Source organism: Nocardia vinacea NBRC 16497, assembly GCF_000308835.1.
Taxonomy (GTDB): domain Bacteria; phylum Actinomycetota; class Actinomycetes; order Mycobacteriales; family Mycobacteriaceae; genus Nocardia; species Nocardia vinacea.
In genome coordinates this window covers 18149-35906 of the sequence record NZ_BAGN01000398.1, presented here as the reverse complement: position 1 = coordinate 35906, position 17758 = coordinate 18149, and the positions used below count along the sequence as shown (strand labels likewise).

Annotated in this window: 21 protein-coding genes and 1 pseudogene; 14 read left to right on the top strand and 8 right to left on the bottom strand. The window is 65.4% G+C overall.

From position 1 onward, the window contains the following. Window positions 1-132: 132 nt before the first annotated feature. Both ON44_RS37200 and ON44_RS37195 read right to left on the bottom strand, forming a co-directional pair. Window positions 133-1353: a beta-ketoacyl-[acyl-carrier-protein] synthase family protein gene (locus ON44_RS37200; protein ID WP_040699243.1), complete on the bottom strand. Its 1221-nt coding sequence runs from the start codon at window positions 1351-1353 to the stop codon at window positions 133-135. Continuing rightward, window positions 1346-1627, bottom strand: coding sequence for an acyl carrier protein (locus ON44_RS37195; protein ID WP_040699242.1), 282 nt, complete (start codon window positions 1625-1627; stop codon window positions 1346-1348). Before ON44_RS37195 ends, ON44_RS37200 begins: the two co-directional genes overlap by 8 nt. 219 nt (window positions 1628-1846) lie before the next feature. Here ON44_RS37195 and ON44_RS37190 point away from each other — a divergent pair, with 219 nt between their 5' ends. Genes ON44_RS37190 through ON44_RS37170 form a run of 5 tightly spaced genes read left to right on the top strand, consistent with a single transcriptional unit; the run spans window position 1847 to window position 5147 of the window. Continuing rightward, the gene (locus tag ON44_RS37190; protein WP_051182874.1) at window positions 1847-2836 is read left to right on the top strand and encodes an AfsA-related hotdog domain-containing protein; all 990 of its coding nucleotides are present in this window, start codon (window positions 1847-1849) and stop codon (window positions 2834-2836) included. Beyond that, window positions 2833-3477, top strand: coding sequence for an HAD family hydrolase (locus ON44_RS37185; RefSeq protein WP_040699238.1), 645 nt, complete (start codon window positions 2833-2835; stop codon window positions 3475-3477). Before ON44_RS37190 ends, ON44_RS37185 begins: the two co-directional genes overlap by 4 nt. Further along, window positions 3474-4178, top strand: coding sequence for an SDR family oxidoreductase (locus tag ON44_RS37180; RefSeq protein WP_040699234.1), 705 nt, complete (start codon window positions 3474-3476; stop codon window positions 4176-4178). The genes ON44_RS37185 and ON44_RS37180 overlap by 4 nt, the downstream gene beginning before the upstream one ends. 26 nt (window positions 4179-4204) lie before the next feature. Beyond that, entirely contained in the window at window positions 4205-4666 is a 462-nt protein-coding gene (locus tag ON44_RS37175) for an FAS1-like dehydratase domain-containing protein (RefSeq protein WP_218007732.1), read from the top strand. A 1-nt stretch (window position 4667) separates the two neighbouring features. Further along, a complete protein-coding gene (locus ON44_RS37170) occupies window positions 4668-5147 on the top strand; it encodes a MaoC/PaaZ C-terminal domain-containing protein (protein WP_051182873.1) in 480 nt (159 codons plus the stop codon). Window positions 5148-5200: 53 nt separating this feature from the next. On the opposite strand, the gene ON44_RS37165 is transcribed toward ON44_RS37170, so the two are convergent. Continuing rightward, the gene (locus ON44_RS37165; protein WP_040699233.1) at window positions 5201-6130 is read right to left on the bottom strand and encodes an ACP S-malonyltransferase; all 930 of its coding nucleotides are present in this window, start codon (window positions 6128-6130) and stop codon (window positions 5201-5203) included. 127 nt (window positions 6131-6257) lie between these two features. Here ON44_RS37165 and ON44_RS37160 point away from each other — a divergent pair, with 127 nt between their 5' ends. From ON44_RS37160 to ON44_RS37150, 3 genes are all read left to right on the top strand, one after another. Then, window positions 6258-7307: a TIGR03617 family F420-dependent LLM class oxidoreductase gene (locus ON44_RS37160; RefSeq protein WP_051182872.1), complete on the top strand. Its 1050-nt coding sequence runs from the start codon at window positions 6258-6260 to the stop codon at window positions 7305-7307. Window positions 7308-7430: 123 nt separating this feature from the next. Then, window positions 7431-8654, top strand: coding sequence for an acyl-CoA dehydrogenase family protein (locus ON44_RS37155; protein ID WP_245567494.1), 1224 nt, complete (start codon window positions 7431-7433; stop codon window positions 8652-8654). Between the two features lie 14 nt (window positions 8655-8668). Further along, on the top strand, window positions 8669-9163 hold the full coding sequence (locus tag ON44_RS37150) for a flavin reductase family protein (RefSeq protein ID WP_040699232.1): 495 nt from the start codon (window positions 8669-8671) through the stop codon (window positions 9161-9163). On the opposite strand, the gene ON44_RS50955 is transcribed toward ON44_RS37150, so the two are convergent. After that, window positions 9160-9867, bottom strand: coding sequence for a hypothetical protein (locus ON44_RS50955; protein ID WP_218007731.1), 708 nt, complete (start codon window positions 9865-9867; stop codon window positions 9160-9162). The genes ON44_RS37150 and ON44_RS50955 overlap by 4 nt on opposite strands. Window positions 9868-10046: 179 nt before the next feature. Here ON44_RS50955 and ON44_RS37140 point away from each other — a divergent pair, with 179 nt between their 5' ends. Continuing rightward, the gene (locus tag ON44_RS37140) at window positions 10047-10388 is read left to right on the top strand and encodes a hypothetical protein (protein WP_040699230.1); all 342 of its coding nucleotides are present in this window, start codon (window positions 10047-10049) and stop codon (window positions 10386-10388) included. A 3-nt stretch (window positions 10389-10391) separates the two neighbouring features. Here the strand turns inward: ON44_RS37140 and ON44_RS37135 are convergent, their stop codons facing one another. After that, window positions 10392-11723: an aspartate aminotransferase family protein gene (locus ON44_RS37135; protein WP_040699229.1), complete on the bottom strand. Its 1332-nt coding sequence runs from the start codon at window positions 11721-11723 to the stop codon at window positions 10392-10394. An 87-nt stretch (window positions 11724-11810) separates the two neighbouring features. Here ON44_RS37135 and ON44_RS37130 point away from each other — a divergent pair, with 87 nt between their 5' ends. After that, a complete protein-coding gene (locus ON44_RS37130) occupies window positions 11811-12731 on the top strand; it encodes a LysR family transcriptional regulator (RefSeq protein ID WP_040699227.1) in 921 nt (306 codons plus the stop codon). Window positions 12732-12839: 108 nt separating this feature from the next. Beyond that, a complete protein-coding gene (locus ON44_RS50950; protein WP_157187501.1) occupies window positions 12840-12998 on the top strand; it encodes a hypothetical protein in 159 nt (52 codons plus the stop codon). Between the two features lie 14 nt (window positions 12999-13012). Here the strand turns inward: ON44_RS50950 and ON44_RS37125 are convergent, their stop codons facing one another. Next, entirely contained in the window at window positions 13013-13726 is a 714-nt protein-coding gene (locus ON44_RS37125) for a DsbA family oxidoreductase (protein WP_040699226.1), read from the bottom strand. A gap of 132 nt (window positions 13727-13858) precedes the next feature. Between ON44_RS37125 and ON44_RS37120 the strand changes: the two genes are divergently transcribed. After that, window positions 13859-14617: a hypothetical protein gene (locus ON44_RS37120; RefSeq protein ID WP_157187500.1), complete on the top strand. Its 759-nt coding sequence runs from the start codon at window positions 13859-13861 to the stop codon at window positions 14615-14617. A 9-nt stretch (window positions 14618-14626) separates the two neighbouring features. On the opposite strand, the gene lipP1 is transcribed toward ON44_RS37120, so the two are convergent. Next, the gene (lipP1, locus tag ON44_RS37115) at window positions 14627-15562 is read right to left on the bottom strand and encodes a LipP1 family hormone-sensitive lipase (protein ID WP_040699223.1); all 936 of its coding nucleotides are present in this window, start codon (window positions 15560-15562) and stop codon (window positions 14627-14629) included. 49 nt (window positions 15563-15611) lie between these two features. Between lipP1 and ON44_RS37110 the strand changes: the two genes are divergently transcribed. Together ON44_RS37110 and ON44_RS54490 are read left to right on the top strand one after the other, a co-directional pair. Further along, window positions 15612-15995, top strand: a complete 384-nt coding sequence (locus tag ON44_RS37110; protein WP_040699257.1) for a MerR family transcriptional regulator — start codon at window positions 15612-15614, stop codon at window positions 15993-15995. Window positions 15996-16032: 37 nt separating this feature from the next. Further along, window positions 16033-16949, top strand: a pseudogene (locus ON44_RS54490) (AI-2E family transporter). Between the two features lie 85 nt (window positions 16950-17034). Here the strand turns inward: ON44_RS54490 and ON44_RS37100 are convergent. After that, entirely contained in the window at window positions 17035-17367 is a 333-nt protein-coding gene (locus ON44_RS37100; RefSeq protein WP_051182869.1) for a hypothetical protein, read from the bottom strand. Between the last annotated feature and the right edge of the window lie 391 nt (window positions 17368-17758).

The following is a 17758-nucleotide window of genomic DNA, read 5'->3' as shown; positions in this document are numbered from 1 at the left end:
CGGCCGTCGGCGAGGTGGTCGGCGAGTGCGGCCAGGCCGGTGCCCGCCGGTGAAAGGACGCCGCAGCCTGTGACGGCCACGGGGAAACGATGGCTCATGCGAGCCTCCAAGAGGTTGTCGACACGCGGTGATTCAACGGACCGCGCCGAGGATGACGACGGCGTTATTGCCGCCGAAGGCGAACCCGTGGTTCTCGACGATCGCGGGCGTGGCCGGACGCGCCGTACCCGGCACCGGGTCCAGGCCGGCGCCGAGCCGCGGGTCAAGGGTGGACAGGTTGGCCGTCGGCGGCAGGAACCCCTCCGACAGCGCGAGGCAGCACGCCGCCGCGCCGAATCCGCTTGCGGCGCCGAAGGAATGGCCGAGCATGGACTTGATCGAGCTCATCGGCGGTATGCGGTCGCCGAACACCGCACGGACCGCGGTCGCCTCGGTGACGTCATTGGTCGGGGTGCCGGTGCCATGCGCGCAGATGTAATCGATATCGGCCGGGACGACGCCTGCCGCCTGATGGGCCAGCCGGATGCAGTCGGCAATGCTGTCCGAATCCGGGTTGACCATATGTCGTGCATCGCAATTCATGCCGTAGCCCAAAACCTCGGCGTAGATGCGCGCGCCGCGGGCCTGTGCCGACGCCAGCGTCTCGACGAACAGCGCGACACCACCCTCCGCCGAGAGCGTGCCCGCCCGATCCTTGTCGAAGGGCAGGCAGTTCTGCGGAGCGAGCGCGCCGATGCTGTAGAAACCGGCGTGCGCGGCCCGGTTCACCGATTCGGCGCCACCGGCCAGGATGAAATCGGCCTCGCCGGTGCGCACCAGATCGTAGGCATAACCGAGCGCGAAATTGCTTGCGCCACAGGCGGTCGGCACGGTCTGGGCCTCACCGTCCAGCCGCAATTCGGTATTCACCGCCGCGGCGATCTGGCCGAGCGGCACCTGACGCACGAGTCGTCCGTCGAGGCTCTTGTAGCCGTCGGCATACCACTGTTCGGTGAGCTGTTGCAGCGGAATCGTCTCGCCGCCGGTGGTGCCCATGATCGAGCCCGCCGCCGAGCGCGAAAGCAACTCCGGGTCGATGCCCGAGTCGGTGACGGCCTGGCGAGCCGCCACCGCGGCGAACAGGCTGCTGCGCCCCCACCGACTCGGATCCAGACGCGAAACTCCTGCGGCGGGATCGAAATCGGGGACCTCGCCGGCCTGCACATACGGGAATCCGGAGACATCGAAGCTGGTGATCTCGCGAGTGCCGACCACGCCGGCCCGGATCGCGGCGCCGAACGCCGCGATGCCGGTGCCGATGGGGCTCACCACGCCGAGGCCGGTGATCACCACCCGGCGCTGGGATTCAGGCATCGATGGTCTCCCCGTCCAGGATGCGCTGCACGAGCGCTGCCACCGCGTCCAGTGTCGTCAGCTTGGGCAGTTGGGTGCGCGGGATCGCGACCTTCAGTTCCTTCTCGAACCGGGACACGATGGTGATCAGCGACAGCGAATCGGCATCGTAATCGTCCACGAACGCACCGGTATCGGTGAGTTCGCCGGGATTCAGCTCGAGTTCCTCGGTGATGATCCGGCGCATCTGCGGCAGCAGATCGGAAATGGCGTGCGGCTGGGTTTCGATGGTCATGGCATTTGCTCCTTCGCGGATCGGTACGAACTCGACGGTAGAAACTCGGCCACCGAATTGGGAAGGCGCGGGGCGAATGATCGGTCGAAAGTGATATTCGCGCACCGAATTTGGATATCGCCTTGACGCTTCTTTGATCTCGCGGTCCGGACCGGTTTTATTTCGACCGCCGATTATGTGGTCGGTAGCTATAAGCAGCCCTGGAGAGAGGGGGACGCGATGGAAGTGGACGTCACATCGGAATGGCGGCTCGATACCGAGTTGTCGTTCGACCGCACGATCGACCGGCATCGAGTACACCGGGCGGCGGTCGCCGAGGTATTCCTCACCGACGTGCGCGCACCGGACGAACAGCGGGTCGTCGCGGCAAGCCAATTGCCCGTCGACCACAGCTATTTCGGTGATCACACCCAGCACCTGCCGGTGGTCGATCCGCTGCTGGTGATGGAGGTAGGGCGGCAGGCGTCCCTGGCGGGTGCGCACGAATCGGGCGTGCCGAACGGCGCCGCGATGATCTCGGAGGATTTCGATCTGCGGATCATCGATCCGGGCGCGCTGCGCATCGGTGCGGAACCGGTCGAGCTATTGCTGGATTGTGTATTCATCTGGACGCGGGTGCGGCGCGGCCGACTCCGCGCGGGCGTCTGTGAGCAGGCGATCTTCCGGGACGGACGGCTGGTCGCCAGCCATCGCACCACCGGCCAGATCCTGACCAAGAACGAACTCGATGCGTTGCGCACCGCCCAGCGCGGAACCCCCGCGCCGTGGACGGCCGACCTGGTCGATATGCCGGATCCGGCCGCGGTGCCGTCGGGGCTGGTCGGCCGGCGCAACCCGCGCAATGTGGTGCTCGCCGATCTGCGGCGCGGTCGGGACGAACTGGTCGCGCGGGTGGCGCCGCGCTGGTCCAATCGCGCGCTGTTCGACCACTCCTACGACCACCTGACCATGCAGATCCTGACCGAGGCCGCCCGCCAGCTCGCATTGACCGGTGTGGACGACGGTTCCGGTGTGGCACTGCGTGATTGGCAGGTCACCGGGCTGACCGGCACGTTCAGCCGCTTCGCCGAGCTGGACGCGGTCGTCACCGTCCGTACTCCGAAGCCGGTGCCGTCCGACGGTGAACTCGTCGTGCCGGTGACGGTCGAACAGGACGGGGAATCCATCGCGACCGTCGAGGTCGCGCTCGTGCTCGGCGGGCTGCGATGACGCCGGTGCGGGTGGTGTGGACCGACTTCGGCGGCGTCCTCACCCCACCGGTCGCCGATACCCTCGCGACGTTCTGCGCGAACCACGGCCTGGACCGAAAGGCATTGCTGGCGGCCATGTCCGCGGTCGCCGCTCGCTACGGCACCGACGACGCGATGGAACCGCTGGACACCCCGCTGACCAGCGAGCGGGACTGGCTGCGGCAGATCTCCGACGAACTCGGTGGTGCGCTGCGCCTGACCACCCTCGCCGACACCTGGTTCGACGGCCGCGAGACCAATACCGCCTGGGTCGCGGAGTTGCGCGCACTGCGCCGGCGCGGCATCGGCGTGAGTCTGCTGTCGAATATGGTCCCGGCCTGGGATGCGCACTGGCGCAGGATGGTCGACGTCGACGTGCTCTTCGACCAGGTGCTGTTGTCCTTCGAGGTGGGCCACCGCAAACCGACCGAGGAGATGTTCACGCTCGCGGCTCGGCGCGCGGGTGTCCATCCATCCGAATGCGTGCTGGTCGACGACCTTCAGCGCAATTGCGCGGGAGCCGAGGCCGCGGGCTGGCGGGCCGTGCGTTTCACCGACACCGAATCCGCGGCCACCCAGCTGCGGCAACTGCTCTCACCCGTCACCGGAGGTGTGCGATGAGTAGATCCGTGCTGGTCACCGGGGGAAACCGGGGCATCGGCCTGGCCATTGCGACCGCCTTCGCCGAGGCGGGTGACAAGGTGGCGGTCACCTATCGCACCGGCACACCGCCGCCCGGATTGTTCGGTGTGCAATGCGATGTCACCGATGCCGCATCGGTGGGCCGGGCCTTCGAGGAGATCAAGGCGCAGCAGGGTGCTGTGCAGGTTCTGGTCGCCAATGCCGGTTTCTCCCGCGACAATCTCTTCGCGACCCTGGATGACGCCGACTTCACCGATGTGATGGATACGAATTTCATGGGTGCGGTGCGGGCCGCCAGGGCCGCCGTGCCGGATATGATCCGGGCGCGTTGGGGCAGGCTGATTTTCGTCAGTTCGACCACCGCATTCTGGGGTAGTGGCGGGGCGAGTAATTACGCCGCGTCCAAGTCGGCTCTCGTCGGCCTGGCCCGTTCGCTGGCATGGGAATTGGGGCGGCGCAATATCACTTCGAATGTGGTCGCGCCCGGTCTGATCGATACCGACCTCACCGCGGATATTCCGACCGCGGTTCGGGAGCGGGTGCTCAACAACACTCCGCTCGGCCGTACCGGTACCGCCGCCGAGGTGGCGCCGCCGGTGCGGTTCCTGGCCAGCGCCGAAGCGTCCTACATCACCGGAGCCGTACTCGCCGTCGGCGGCGGTATGGCGATGGGGCACTGACCCATTCAGACCGAAAGGATTCCGCAGTGAATACCGATTTCAGGGGCCGGGTCTACCCGGTGACCCGGGCATACGAGGTGAGTCGCGAGAAGATTCGCGAATTCGCCTCGGCGCTCGGCGACGACAATCCGGCCTATCACGATGTGGCTGCGGCACGCGCGCTCGGCCATCCGGATCTTGTCGCACCTCCGACCTTCCTGGTCACCTTGACCCTGATGGCCGACGACCGGGCCATGTCCGATCCGGAGTTCGGGCTGGCGCGGGCCCGGCTGATGCACCGCGACCTCGACTTCACCCATCTACGACCGGTCCACGCCGGTGACGCACTGACCCTGGCCCAGACGATTACCCGGATCGACGATCTGGGCGGGCACGGCGTCTTCGCCTTCCGCACCGAAATTCGTTCCACCGATGACGAATTGGTGTGTGTGGCCACGTCGTCGTTCGTGCAGCGAGCCGAAACGCCGGTAGTCGCGGAGGTGGCCTGAGATGGCATTGGTAGCCAGCACTTGGCTTTTCGATCCATTGTCCGATCGCCGGCCCACCGCAGTGCCATCGTTCGATGACATCCCGGTCGGCTTCGAGATCGGTCCACGGGAGATTGCGGTCACTCGTGCGGATCTGGTCCGCTATGCGGGCGCGTCCGGTGACTTCAATCCGATCCACTGGAGCGACCGGTATGCGCGACTGGGTGGTTTGCCGCAGGTCATCATGCAGGGCGCGCTGACCATGGCGTTGGCCAACCGCGTGCTCACCGACTGGCTCGGCGATCCGTGCGCGGTACTGGAGACCAGCGTCCGGTGCCGCGACGCGGTATTCGTGCCCGATGACGATGCCGGAGCGCGGATCGTGGTGGCCGCGGTGGTCGCGGCGCAGCTGCCCCAACGACGGGTGCGGGTGGATTTCACCGTGACCTGTGAGGGCGTCAAGGTGCTCAGTCATGCGAAGGCGATTGCGCAACTCGCCTGAGCCACAGAAGCATTGGTGTGTCCGGGCCCTCGGTGGGGCCCGGACACACTGCGCTATGCGGCCTCGGCGGTGGGGTCGATATCTTCCGGAGTGCGAATCGCCAGCGCGCGAGCCTCCGGGCGCTCGCGTTCGAGGAGTCGCGTGAGCGGCCCCGCCGGTGCGAGTTCGAGGTGCGGTGCGTCCGGGGCGGCGAGTGCGGCGATGGTCTGCGCGCACAGATCCCAGCGGACGGGTGCGGTGATCTGGGCGATCAGTCGCCGTCGCAAGTCATCCGGACCTGTTATGAGCACGCCGTCACCATTGCCGACCATCGCCGAGACCGGTTCCAGGAAAGCGGCTTCGGCTGCCGCCTTTGCGAAACTCGGTGTCGCCGTGGCCATCGCATCGGTATGGAATGCGCCTGCGACGGTGAGCGGCACGATCCGCAGTCCATGCGGTCGCGCTTCGATGAAGGCATCGATGCGGTCTTTTGCTCCGGCCGCGACGAATTGGTGGCTGCCGTTCCGATTCGCGACGGTCAGTCCGGCCGCGCCGACCGCGGCGACGATGGCCGCATCCGACGCGCCGTCGCGCTTGGTCGGCATGACCGCCGCCATACCGGTCTCGGTCACCGCGCACGCCGCCGACATGGCCGCGCCGCGCACACCGGCCAGCGTGATCGCCGTTGCCGCGCTGAAATATCCGGCGCCCGCGGCAGCGGCCAATTCGCCGACGGAATGTCCGGCGAACAGGACGTCGTCCGGATCGATCCGATCGCGCAATAGCTCGAAGGACAGTAGTGCGGCGGCAACGATCAATGGTTGCGCGATCGCGGTATCGCCGAGCATTACTTCGTCACGGCTGGCCGACACCATATCGAAGCCGACGATATCGGACCATTCGGTGAGTCGCGTATGCGCCTGCGGAACGGCCGTCAGCCAGGCATCGAGCATGCCCGGCTGCTGAACTCCCTGGCCCGGCGCGGTAATGACGTAGTTGTACATGATTCGACTCTTCCGCAATGGGATCCAATGCGATTCAAACAGCGATCAAATACATCTTTCGGGGGATCGTCGGCATGGTCCGCGAAATGTTTGCATCGTCGCAGAGACCCGATACGGAGGTATCCCCATGAGGTTCGACTTCCACACCACCTCGATGTCCCCGGAGGTGCTCGGCGACGCCGCCGGGGAACTGGAGCAGGGCGGATTCGATTCCATCTGGACCGCCGAGACGAATCACGATCCATTCGTCGGCCTGGCGCTGGCGGCCGCCCGGACCGAGCGGGTGCGGCTGGCCACCGGACTGGCGGTCGCCTTCGCCCGCAATCCCATGTCCACCGCCATGATTGCCAATGATCTGCAATTGGTCGCGAAGGGCCGGTTCACCCTCGGCCTCGGCACCCAGAAGCAGAACCACATAACCCGCCGGTTCAGCATGCCGTGGTCCGCGCCCGCCGCCCGGATGCGCGAATATGTCCTTGCGGTGCGCCAGATTTGGCACTGCTTCGGCACCGGCGAGCGGTTGCGCTTCCGCGGCGAGTTCTATCGGCACACGGTGCTCAACCCGTTCTTCGATCCGGGCCCGAATCCCTATGGGCCACCGCCGATTCTGCTCGCCGGTGTCGGGCCGCGGTTGATCGAGGTGGCCGGTGAGGTCGCCGACGGATTCCTCGGACACGTCCTGACCACCCCGGAATATCTGCGGAATGTGGTGCGGCCGATTCTTGCCGACAGTCGGGCGAAAGCCGGAAAGACATTGGACGGCTTCGATATCCACCTCACGCCGATTGTCGTGACCGGAACCGATGAGGTGTCCTTCGGCAAGGCTGCGGATGCGGCACGGGCGAGCATCGCGTTCTACGCGACGGTGCCCGGCTACCAGGTCGCGCTGGAGTCCTGCGGGCTCGGGGATCTGCATGCCGAACTGCTCCGGGTGGCCGGTGCGGGTCGGCACGAGGATCTGCCCGCCGTGATCGACGACGCGACGCTGGACATTCTCGGCATTGTCGGGACGCCGGCGGAGGTCGCCCGCAAGTTCTACGACCGCTTCGAGGGTTTGGCCGCCAGCGTCGCTTTTTTCGATAACAGCGGCGATGATCTGGCGCCGCAGCTCGAGCTCAACGCCGCGCTGCGCACCGAGCAGGCGCGGCGCGCCGAGGCTCGGATAAAAGTGCCGTGAATGCGAAATAGAAACGCCGCGAACCGAATACCACTTTCGACCGATCATCCGCGCCGCATCTCCCGATTCGGCGCGTGAGTTTCTACCGTCGAGTTCGTACCCATTCTTGAAGGAGCCAGTACCGTGACCGTCGAAACCCAGCCGCACCCCATTTCCGATCCACTGCCGCGCGCCATTCTGCAACCACCGCGGTCGGCGCAGGCACGGGAATGGCTATCGCGGATCGCGAAAATCGCGCCCGTTATCGAGGAATATCGTGTAGCCGCCGAACGGGACCGCGTCACGCCGCGCGCCGTCATCGATGCGATCCGTGATCAGGGCCTGCATCGCATGTGGGTCGGCCGGGAATTCGGCGGCGAACAGCTCGACCTGGCCACCGGATCGCTGGTGCTGCGGGCGCTGGCGCAGATCGACGCATCGATCGCCTGGCAGGTCGGTGTGCAGGGGGCCATCGGCCGATTGTCGGACTATCTCCCCGAGCCGACCGCGCGCAAGCTGTTCGGCGAGAACACCGAATTGGTAGTCGGCGGTATCAATCCGAGTGGCCGTGCCGAGCGGGTGTCCGGCGGCTTCCGGCTCAGCGGCGAATGGGGGTTCGCCAGCGCGGGTACGCATGCCGAGTGGCTGGTCTGCGCGGCATTCGTCACCGAAGGCGGTGCCCCGGTAAAGCGGGAGACCGGCCCGGAAATGCGCATGGTCTTCGTGCCGAGCGCCGACGCCGAATTCAGCGATACCTGGCATACCACCGGATTGCGCGGCACCGGCAGCAATAACTACCGCGTCGCAGATGTCTTCGTACCCGATGATTTCACCGTCGATCAGGCCGAACTGCTGCGTCCGCCATCGTCGCGTGCCACCCCCGCATATCCGGTGGGCTACTACGACTTCGGACCGTTCACCACCGCCTCGACCGCGGTCGGCATTGCCCAGGATGCCCTCGACTCGATCAAGAAGGTCGCGATCGAAAAGACACCCGCGGGCGGTACGAGCACTCTCGCGGCCAGCCATACCGCGCAGGAAAAACTGGGCCGAGTGGAGATGCTCGTGCATTCCTCCCGGCTACTGCTCGACGATGCGGCACAACAAGTTACGGCGTTCGGCGAAACCGGTGGCGACGCACTCAGCGCGCTCGTGCGGCTGACCAGCTCGACCGTGGGGGAGCAGGCCGTGGCCGCGGTCGATATCGCACATGCCATGGCGGGCACCGGTTCGCTCTACACCAGCAGCCGGCTCGAGCGCGCATTCCGGGATGTGCACGCGGCGGTGAAGCATATGACGCTGTCGCCGACGAATTTCGAAATGGTCGGCCAGTATCTGCTGGGCGGTCCACTGAAAATGCGCCGATAGCGAGGGGTCGAGCCATGACCATCGATCGAGCCGATTTTCTCGCCACCATGTCCCGGATCCCGAGTCCGGTCGCCGTCGCGACGACGATCGGGCCATCCGGCCCCGCAGGCTTCACCGGCAGCTCGTTCAGCTCGCTGTCCCTCGACCCACCCATGGCACTGATCTGCCTGGACAAATCGGCAAGCACCCACGCAACCTTCGTCTCGGCACAGCTGTTCCTCATCAATGTCCTGGCCGCCGACCAATCCGACGTCGCACTACGCTTCGCGAAATCCGGCGTAGACCGCTTCGCCGCCGGTGATATGCGCCCCTGCGAACTCGGCCTCCCGGGCCTTTCCGACGCCGCCGCGCGCCTGGCCTGCGAACTGGTGAATGTCGTCGATGGCGGCGACCACAGCATCCTGACCGGCCGAGTGCATTCGACCTACGTCAGCAATCGAATGCCATTGGTCTACTGGAACAGGCTGTTCAACCAGCCGACCCCGGTCACCGAGATGGCGGGCACTTAGATCTGCGCCGTGTCGAGGGCGTCGAGCCTCGGGTGTTCGCTTCGTCTATCGATTGCTTCGAAGTTGCTGCGGTACTCCTCGGCTTCGGCCAAGATGAGACCCGTTGGTATGCGAGTTCTTCCCAGCAACACCCACACTTTCTGGAAGGGAGCTCGAATATGGCAGCCCAGGATGTAGCTACTGACAAGCGGTCGATGGAAGGAATCCACGCAGGCGACGAGATTGATGTGGCCAGGCGGGATGCGGAAATGGCGCAGATCCAGTGCCAGGCCTTCTGCAATGAGGCGCGCATAGACGCACAGAACGCCCGCCAAGCCGCGAGCCAGGCTGCGGCCCTGGCACGTCAGGTGCAGGGGCAGGCGCGGCAGGTGAACAATCAGGCACAGATCGCGCACCAGAGCGCGATCCAGGCGGTTCAGCAGTCGCAGCAGGCTCGTCATCAGGCGCAGCAGGCCACACATCAGGCGCAGCAGGCCCAGAGCGAGGCGGATCGGGCACAGAGCCAGGCGCAGCAGGCCGAAAGTCTGGCGCAGCAAGCTCAGGGGGAGGCCAATCAGTTGCAGCAGCGGGCGGCCGGTGCGCAAGGCCAGGCCGATGAGGCCACCCAGTTGGCGCAGCGGGCCGAGGATCTGGCGGCGCGGGCGGAGGACCGGGCCAATCAGGCGGACATGCAGCTGAACCATCTCCGGCAGCAGGCTAGGCACATGCAGATGCTCAGCCGCTGACCAGGCGAAAACGACCCGTGTGATGTCGGCGATCGGCCACACCAAGCCAAGTGGTGGGGCCGGTCGCCGGGCTCGGTACGGCTGGTGGTGGGCGACCCGAATTGAGCGACCACTCCCATCACAGGTCACTGACGGTCATTGCTTCTACACTGGCCCGCATGTCTGTGCCACGGATGCTCGCATTGTCCGCTTTCGCCCTGCTCACGCCGCTTGCCGGGGCGGCGTGCACGTCCGAAGGGGCCGGGTATAAGTCCGAGTGCCAGGTCAGCGGTTGTACGGTCACCTTCACGCGTGGCGTGAATGCGAAGGCCAGTGTGCTCGGCATCGAAGCGGAACTCGTTGCGGTGCAGGGCAATACGGTCACGTTGAAGGTGGCCGGTCAGCAGCTCGATATTCCGGTCGGGCAGACCCAAGCCACCAACGGGTTCAGTGCGACGGTGCAGGACGTCACCGATGACAAGGTCGTGGTTCGGATCAACACCGGCGTCAACGGCAATTGATCCTCAGCCACTGGTGACCTCGCCGATGGCTTGATCGAGGATGGAAAGGCCGAGGGTCAGTTCGTCTTCGGCGGCGGTCAGGGGCGGGGCGATGCGGAAGGCGCCGCCCATTCCCGGGAGCTGCACGATATTCATGTGCAGGCCCAGCTCCAAACAGCGCCGCGTGACGAGTGCGCCGAGTTCGTCCGAGCCCTGTTTGGTTTCGCGGTCGAGGACGAGTTCCAATCCGACGAGCAGGCCGCGGCCTCTGATATCGCCGACTACGCTGTGCCGCTGGCCGATTCGCTCCAGGCCTCGGCGGAGGAACGCGCCGAGTTCCGCCGCACGCTCGTCGAGACGGTCGCGAACGAGGACATCCAGCACGGTATTGCCGACCGCCGCGACCAGCGGATCGGAGACGTGGGTGGTGAAGAACAGGAACCCGCGATCGTGTGCCCGCTGCTCGATTTCGGCACTGGTGATCACGGCCGCGAGCGGCAGCCCCGCGCCGAGCGTCTTGGACAGGGTCAGCATGTCCGGGACGACGCCGTCGCGCTCGAATGCGTACCAGGATCCGGTGCGGCACAGACCGGTTTGCGCCTCGTCCAGGATCAGCAACATGCCACGCTCGCGACACTTGTCACGCAGCGCGGCGAAGTAGCCGGGCGGCGGTTCGATGACGCCACCGGAACTGAGAATCGGCTCCACCAGGCAGGCCGCGAGGCTGCCCACTGACTGAGCGTCGATCAGGTCGAACGCGAAGTCGAGTTGCCGCCGCCAGTCGAGCTCACCAGCGGCCGTGGTGAAATCGGGACGATACGAATTCGGCACGGGGATGGCGAAATTCCCTGGTGCGGCGGGACCGTAGCCCTTGCGCCCCGCGCTGTAGGTGGCACTCGCCGCCGCCTGTGTCATCCCGTGCCAGGAGCGCGCGAACGAGACGATCTCGTGTTTTCCGGTGACCAGTTTGGCCATTCGGATCGCGGCCTCATTCGACTCCGCGCCGGTGGTCAGCAGCAGAGCCTTCTCCAGTGGTTCGGGCAGAGTCTCGGCCAGTCGCCGGGCGAGGTCGACGACCGGACGACTCAGCATGCCGCTGAACAGATGGTCGAGCTCACCGACCTGGCGTCGTACCGTCGCGACGATATCCGGATGTGCGTGTCCGAGGATGGCGCTCATCTGGCCGGAGGTGAAATCCAGTATCTCCCTGCCACTTTCGGTATACACAAAGCTGCCTGCGGCGCGAGTGATGATTTCGCGGGTGAATTCGCCTGCGCCCGCATAGCGGATGAGGTGCCGATCGGCGTCGGCCCAGAAGTCGTCGGTGGACAGTGCTGCGGTGGTTGGAGCGGCCATATTTTCGACGGTAAGGGCCGTCCGAGCATCGGGTCCATCTCACATTTCCGGCTGTGCTGTTCGGCTGAGCCGCACAACAATGGACCCATGCTGAACCCTTGGCGACTGCGCCTGCTCAGCCAGCTCGACTCGCTCGGCACTGTCCGCGCGGTCGCGCAGGCGGCCCACCTCAGCGCGTCCAGCGTGTCCCAGCAGCTCGCGGTGCTGGAGGCCGAAACCCGCACCCAGCTGCTGGAACGCACCGGCCGACGGGTACGGCTCACCCCCGCCGGGCTGATGCTGGCGCGCCGCGCCAGAGGCATCCTCGATCAGATGGACAGCGTCGAGGCAGAGCTGCGCAGCCTCGGCGAGGAACCGGTCGGGTCGGTCCGGCTCGGCGCATTCCAGAGCGCCATCCATTCGCTGTGTGTGCCCGCGGTGACGCGCCTCGCCCGGACGTATCGGCATCTCGATGTCGAACTGATCGAGCTGGAACCGCACGAGAGTATGCCCGCACTGCGCGTCGGTGACGCCGACATCATCATCACCACAACCGATTTCGTCGAACATCCGCTCGGCTCGGATGTGGATATCGTGCCGTTGGCGACCGATCCGATCGTGCTCGTCCTGCCACCGGAGCGCGCCGCCCGCGGGCCCGCCGACCTCGCCACCTACGCCGACGAGTCGTGGGCCTTCGATATGCCGAAGTCGTATATGGCGAATCTGGCCACCCGGCTGTGCCGCGAATCCGGATTCGAACCGCGGGTGGTGTGCAGGTTCAGCAATTACCTGATGACGTTGCAGCACGTCGAAGCCGGACTTTCGATCGCTCTGCTCCCCGGCTTGGCGGTCGATCCGCGCTATCGCGTCGCGACCCGGGAACTCGCCAATCCCGTCACCCGCACCATCACCGCCGTAATTCGCCGCGGCGCACCGCCACGTGCCGCCGTCCATCTGGTTCTCGAGGAACTGCGTCGGATTCGCGAATTGCCGATCGATCCACGTCTATCGACGACTTTTGAAGCGTGACGGCTACTCGAGCGCGATCTCGGCCGCACCGTGAGTACCGCCCGTTCCGGTGAACCCGGAGGAGGCGGACCTGGCGATATCCCTCACTACGGGGACTATCGTCGAACTATGGGCGTTATGGGTGAACTGTTCCCCGGGCAGAAGCTGGCCGATGAGGGCAGTGAGGACAGCGACGGTCAGGTGCATCGACCGCGCGTCGAGATCGATCTCGACGCCGGTGTGGTGCGGCTCGGTCCTACGGCGAAGTCGACCGAAGAAACCGAATAGGACTGTGCCGCAGGTCAATTGTGCGCGGGCAACTCGCATCCGTCCGGCCCGCAGACGTCGGCTCCGCCGATGGTTTGGATGATCGGTTCCCGATCGGCCCAGGCCTGTTCCAGGGCTTGGGTGAAGACTTCGGCGGGTTGGGCGCCGGAGACACCGTATTTGCGGTCGAAGACGAAGAATGGGACGCCGCGGGCGCCGAGTTGGGCGGCCTCCTGCTCGTCTGCGCGGACGGCGTCGGCGTAGGCATTCGGGTCGTCGAGGACGGTGCGTGCGGCTGATTCGTCGAGTCCGGCGGTGACGGCGAGTCGCACGAGGCGCTCGTTATCGGCGAACAGGGATTGTTCTTCGGCGAAATTCGCGCGGTACAGGGCGTCGAGGAGGGCGTCCTGTTTGCCTTCGGCGAGTGCGAAGTGCAGCAGGCGGTGCATATCGAAGGAGTTGCCGTAATCGCGGCCTTCGGTCAGATAGGGCAGGCCGATCTCGGCGGCTTGTGCGCCGATGCCGCGTTCATTGGCGGCCGCCTGAGCCTCGCTGATGCCGTACTTGTGCGCGATCTTGGCGATCACCGGGCCGGATTCGTCGGCGGGCAGCGTCGGATCCAGTTCGAACGAGCGGTGCACCACCTCGACGTCGGAGCGGTGCGGGAAGTCGGTCAATGCCTGTTCGAACCGCTTCTTGCCCAGGTAGCAGAAGGGGCAATTGATGTCGGTCCAGATCTCGACCCGCACGGTCGACCTCGCTCTCGTTCGAACCCCCGGGACTGGTAACAGAGTCGGTGACCGGATCTGTTCCCGGTCACCACCGACTGACGTTCCCACTGGAGGTGAGTCGCGTCACTGCCCCACACCTAAGCTGAGTTCATGGAGCAGAACTCCTCCCGAGCCATCACATCTCGACGCGGGACCGCTCCGCCGGGACCGACACAAGGCCGCGCCGCGGAGTTGGCCGATCTCCGGGCGCGGCTGGGACCGCTCCAATCCTACTGGGGCTACATACTGGCCGTGGTCGGCAGTACCGCCACCCTGCTCATGCTGTTCCAATCGTGGATCACCGCACAGGGGCCCGACGGCAGGGTCGCCGCCAACGCGTTCGGTCGGCTCGAAATAACCACGAACGCGATGAACGTCTGGTCGAAGACGGCGCCCAAAACCCCGCCGGTCACCGGCATGTGGGCCATCCTCGCCAGCGCCGCCATCATCACCGCGCTCTGCGCCATTGTGCTGAACATCCGCCTTCGCAACGAACTTCTCGCCCGCCTTACGACGATTTCGCTGGCGTGCGCATCACTTTTCGTGATCCTGTGCTTGATCTACCTCAATGGCAAAGGTGCCGATCTCAAGGCCATGACCGGTCGCACCTATGACCTGGGTGGCCAGATCGGACAGATATTGAACTGGGCGACCGGTCGAGGCAAACTGGCCATCCCGGGCACCAGTACCGCCAGCTACGCATCCGCCGGCCTTACGCACTGGGGATTTCTCGCGGTAGCGACCTCGCTCGGTTCCACCATGGCGGCTGTCGCCCAGTGGCTGCTGCTGCGTCGCGCGACCGACAATCCGGTCCGCCTGTCGTGGCGGATGCCCGTCGTCCTTTCCCGAGCACCGTCGAACCGCGACTGACGCAATTCGCTACCGGGCGAATGCCTTCCGCAGCGCCGTCGCCGCATCGAGTCGGGCGCGCTTGCTGTCGTCGAAAGGATGCCGGACGAATTCGTGGATCATCCCCGGATAGCGAGCGACCGTGACCGGCACCCCTGCCTCCTCGAGCCGCTGACCGTACGCTTCGCCCTCGTCGCGCAGGGCGTCGTATTCGGCCGTGACAACGAGTGCCGGAGGTAGCCCGGCCAGGTCGGGGGCGAGCAGTGGGGAAACCCGCGGGTCGAGCTTCTCCTCGGAACTATTCAAGTAGCTGTCCATGAACCAGTGCTGGGCATCGCGGCTGATATTTCCGTACTTGCCCGCATACTCCGTGATGCTGAAATTCGTTCTGCGGAAATCGAGATCGGGATAGATCAGCAGTTGGAAGGTCAGTGCCGGACCGCCGTTGTCGCGTGCCATATGCGCAACGACCGCCGCCAGATTGCCGCCCGCACTGTCGCCGCCGACGGCAATGCGAGTGGCGTCGACGCCGATGCTCGCCGCATGCTCGGCGACCCACTGCGTCGCCGCGAAGCACGCGTCGGGTGCGGCGGGAAACTTGTGTTCCGGAGCCAGGGGGTAGTCGACCGAGACCACGACACACTCCGCACCGTTCGCCAGACCGCGGCACAGTCCGTCATGGGTGTCCAGATCGCCGAGCATGAAGCCGCCACCGTGGAAGAACACCAATGCTGGGAAGGGGCCTTCGCCATCCGGGGTGTAGATCCGGAGCCCGCCTATGCCCGCGACGGTGCGGTTCTCGATATCGGCAACGGGTTCCGGTTCGCCGAGTAGGGCGATCTGTCGCCGCCATCCCTCGCGTGCCTGCTCCGGGGTAAAAGTGTGCACCGAGCCGAAATCCGCGCGGACGAGACGGTCCAGATATGCCTGAACCTGGGGGTGCAGCTCTTCTTTTGTTTCGCTCATCGGCCTATCGTCTGACTTGAAGCGTGCTTCAAGTCAAGGAGGAATAGTGATGGTGCTGGATATCGCGGAAGTGGCCGCGCGGTCCGGGTTGGCGCCGTCGGCGCTGCGGTACTACGAGAAGCGCGGGCTCATCGAATCCGAAGGGCGCAACGGTCTGCGGCGCACCTATCGGGCCGAGGTGATCGACCGCCTGGCGCTCGTATCCTGTGCTCGCGCAGCGGGTTTCACACTCGCGCAGATCGCGCGATTCCTCGTGGCCACGCCGGCGGATACCGAACTCCGCCGCCATATGGCGGAGAAGACTCGGCAGTTGGACGAGGACATCGCTCGACTCACTCGCATGCGCGACAGCCTCCGCCACGCGGCCACCTGCACCCATCAGCCGCTGGTCGAGTGCCCCGACTTCAAGCAGGCGTTCGGGTCGGTGCCGTAGCGAGGGTTCGCAGCGGGTCGTAACCGGGAATTCGCCGGTGGTTGGGCGACACTGGGTCGGTGGCCGCCAACCCACCCTCGGATGCCTCAGCGCGGCGCTGGGCACCTTGCTGGTCGACACCGTCGGCAAGGTGGTCGATGAATTGCCCAGGCTGCTCAATGAACTCGTCGACTGGATCAACCGGACCTTCCAGCAGGACTTCACGGTGGACCAGCTACGCGAACGGCTGCTGAAGGATTCGGATGTGATCAGCGGATACGCCGAGCGCGCCGCACACAACGCGTGGGGTCTGTCGAACACGATCCTGGGCGGGCTGGTCCGCTTCCTGTTGATCGCGCTGTTCAGTATCTACCTGACCGCGGGCGGACCGAAGATACGGCGCTCGGTGTGCTCGCTGCTGCCGCCGCATCGCCACGACACCGTCTTGCGCGCATGGGATCTGGCCATCGAGAAGACCGCGGATACCTCTACAGTCGCGCGGTGCTCGCGGTGATATCGGCGGTGGCACATGCGATTTTCCTGGCACTGCTCGGCCTGCCCAATTCGATCGCACTCGGCATCTGGTTCGGCGTGATCGCCTCGTTCGTCCCGACCGTCGGCACATATATCGCCGGGATACTGCCGATTCTGGTCGCGCTCACCATCCAGCCGATCGACGCGCTGTGGATCCTCATCTTCGTGGTGGTGTATCAGCAGTTCCAGGACTACATTCTGCAGCCGCGCATCACCGCGCGCACGGTCGATGTGAATCCGGCCGTCGCACTGCTCGCGGTGTTAAGCGGTGGCGCACTGCTCGGCGCGGTGGGTGCGCTGCTCGCGATTCCGGCGACGGCCACCGTGCAGGCATTTCTGGGCCTGTATGTGCGGCGCTACGAGGTCGCCGACGATCCGCGGATAACGCGCACCGAGCGAAAGTCGCGCTCCGCCAAGCGTATTCGGCGTTCCGACTCGTGAAACAGGGTCCGGCGAGCGGTACTCGCCGGACCCTGTTTCGGCGCGACGTCAGGTGGCGCCGACCCCTCCGCGGCGCCAACTGCCGTTACGCGGCCGGTGTGGTCGGTACCGCGATGCGGCAGTTGGCGCCGGCTTGCCGCCGGTCTCGTTCGACGATGCGGGCGTGCAGCAGCACGACCGCGTGAGCCAATTCGAGGCCGAGATCAGCGGCCCGGATGGCGGCAATCTCCATGGCGAGCACGTATTCTTCGGGATCCGGATCGCTCAGGGTCTCGTCGAGCACCATGCCCGTCATGGCCTGCTCTCGCGTCAGCAGTCGGCCGGGCAGCCAGCTCAGAACCCAGCCGCTGCCGGTGTAGCGGGCGGTTTCGGGGGTGATGTCGCTGGTGATCAACCAGTCGGTCAGCCTCAATGTCATGACCCCTCCCTTGGTCGATCGAAACCATCTGTCCCGGAAAGCGAGCTCCGGATCAGATGTGACGCTGACAACAATGCTATGGATCGCCACTTCTGGATGTCAACTAAGCATAGAAGCTATCTGAAGATATTTCTCAATCAATATTGCTTAGATTTAAGCAAGTTCGGCCTTGTGTATCTGTAATCTGCTCCGTGAGAGCAGCTTTGAGTACCGCAACGCGCATTCGAGGTCGTGAGTATCGGAGTGGTCTTGCGCAATATCCGCCCGCCCGTACGGTTTCCAGCGATCGACCAGAAAACTTCCATCGTCGCTAGCACTGCCTCGCGGCGTAACGTGGCTATGATGACGTCGGATGACACATCGTGAGCATTGAAAAATCCGAGCGTAGGGA

Bases quoted from the DNA above. Each gene is read 5' to 3' on its own strand.
- ON44_RS37190 (WP_051182874.1), top strand. From the start codon at position 1,847: ATGGAAGTGGACGTCACATCGGAATGGCGGCTCGATACCGAGTTGTCG.
- ON44_RS37160 (WP_051182872.1), top strand. From the start codon at position 6,258: ATGAGGTTCGACTTCCACACCACCTCGATGTCCCCGGAGGTGCTCGGC.
- ON44_RS37195 (WP_040699242.1), bottom strand. From the start codon at position 1,627: ATGACCATCGAAACCCAGCCGCACGCCATTTCCGATCTGCTGCCGCAG.
- ON44_RS37185 (WP_040699238.1), top strand. From the start codon at position 2,833: ATGACGCCGGTGCGGGTGGTGTGGACCGACTTCGGCGGCGTCCTCACC.
- ON44_RS37170 (WP_051182873.1), top strand. From the start codon at position 4,668: ATGGCATTGGTAGCCAGCACTTGGCTTTTCGATCCATTGTCCGATCGC.
- ON44_RS37165 (WP_040699233.1), bottom strand. From the start codon at position 6,130: ATGTACAACTACGTCATTACCGCGCCGGGCCAGGGAGTTCAGCAGCCG.
- ON44_RS37110 (WP_040699257.1), top strand. From the start codon at position 15,612: ATGGTGCTGGATATCGCGGAAGTGGCCGCGCGGTCCGGGTTGGCGCCG.
- lipP1 (WP_040699223.1), bottom strand. From the start codon at position 15,562: ATGAGCGAAACAAAAGAAGAGCTGCACCCCCAGGTTCAGGCATATCTG.
- ON44_RS50950 (WP_157187501.1), top strand. From the start codon at position 12,840: ATGGGCGTTATGGGTGAACTGTTCCCCGGGCAGAAGCTGGCCGATGAG.
- ON44_RS37200 (WP_040699243.1), bottom strand. From the start codon at position 1,353: ATGCCTGAATCCCAGCGCCGGGTGGTGATCACCGGCCTCGGCGTGGTG.
- ON44_RS37120 (WP_157187500.1), top strand. From the start codon at position 13,859: ATGGAGCAGAACTCCTCCCGAGCCATCACATCTCGACGCGGGACCGCT.
- ON44_RS37140 (WP_040699230.1), top strand. From the start codon at position 10,047: ATGTCTGTGCCACGGATGCTCGCATTGTCCGCTTTCGCCCTGCTCACG.
- ON44_RS37100 (WP_051182869.1), bottom strand. From the start codon at position 17,367: ATGACATTGAGGCTGACCGACTGGTTGATCACCAGCGACATCACCCCC.
- ON44_RS37135 (WP_040699229.1), bottom strand. From the start codon at position 11,723: ATGGCCGCTCCAACCACCGCAGCACTGTCCACCGACGACTTCTGGGCC.
- ON44_RS37180 (WP_040699234.1), top strand. From the start codon at position 3,474: ATGAGTAGATCCGTGCTGGTCACCGGGGGAAACCGGGGCATCGGCCTG.
- ON44_RS37130 (WP_040699227.1), top strand. From the start codon at position 11,811: ATGCTGAACCCTTGGCGACTGCGCCTGCTCAGCCAGCTCGACTCGCTC.
- ON44_RS37150 (WP_040699232.1), top strand. From the start codon at position 8,669: ATGACCATCGATCGAGCCGATTTTCTCGCCACCATGTCCCGGATCCCG.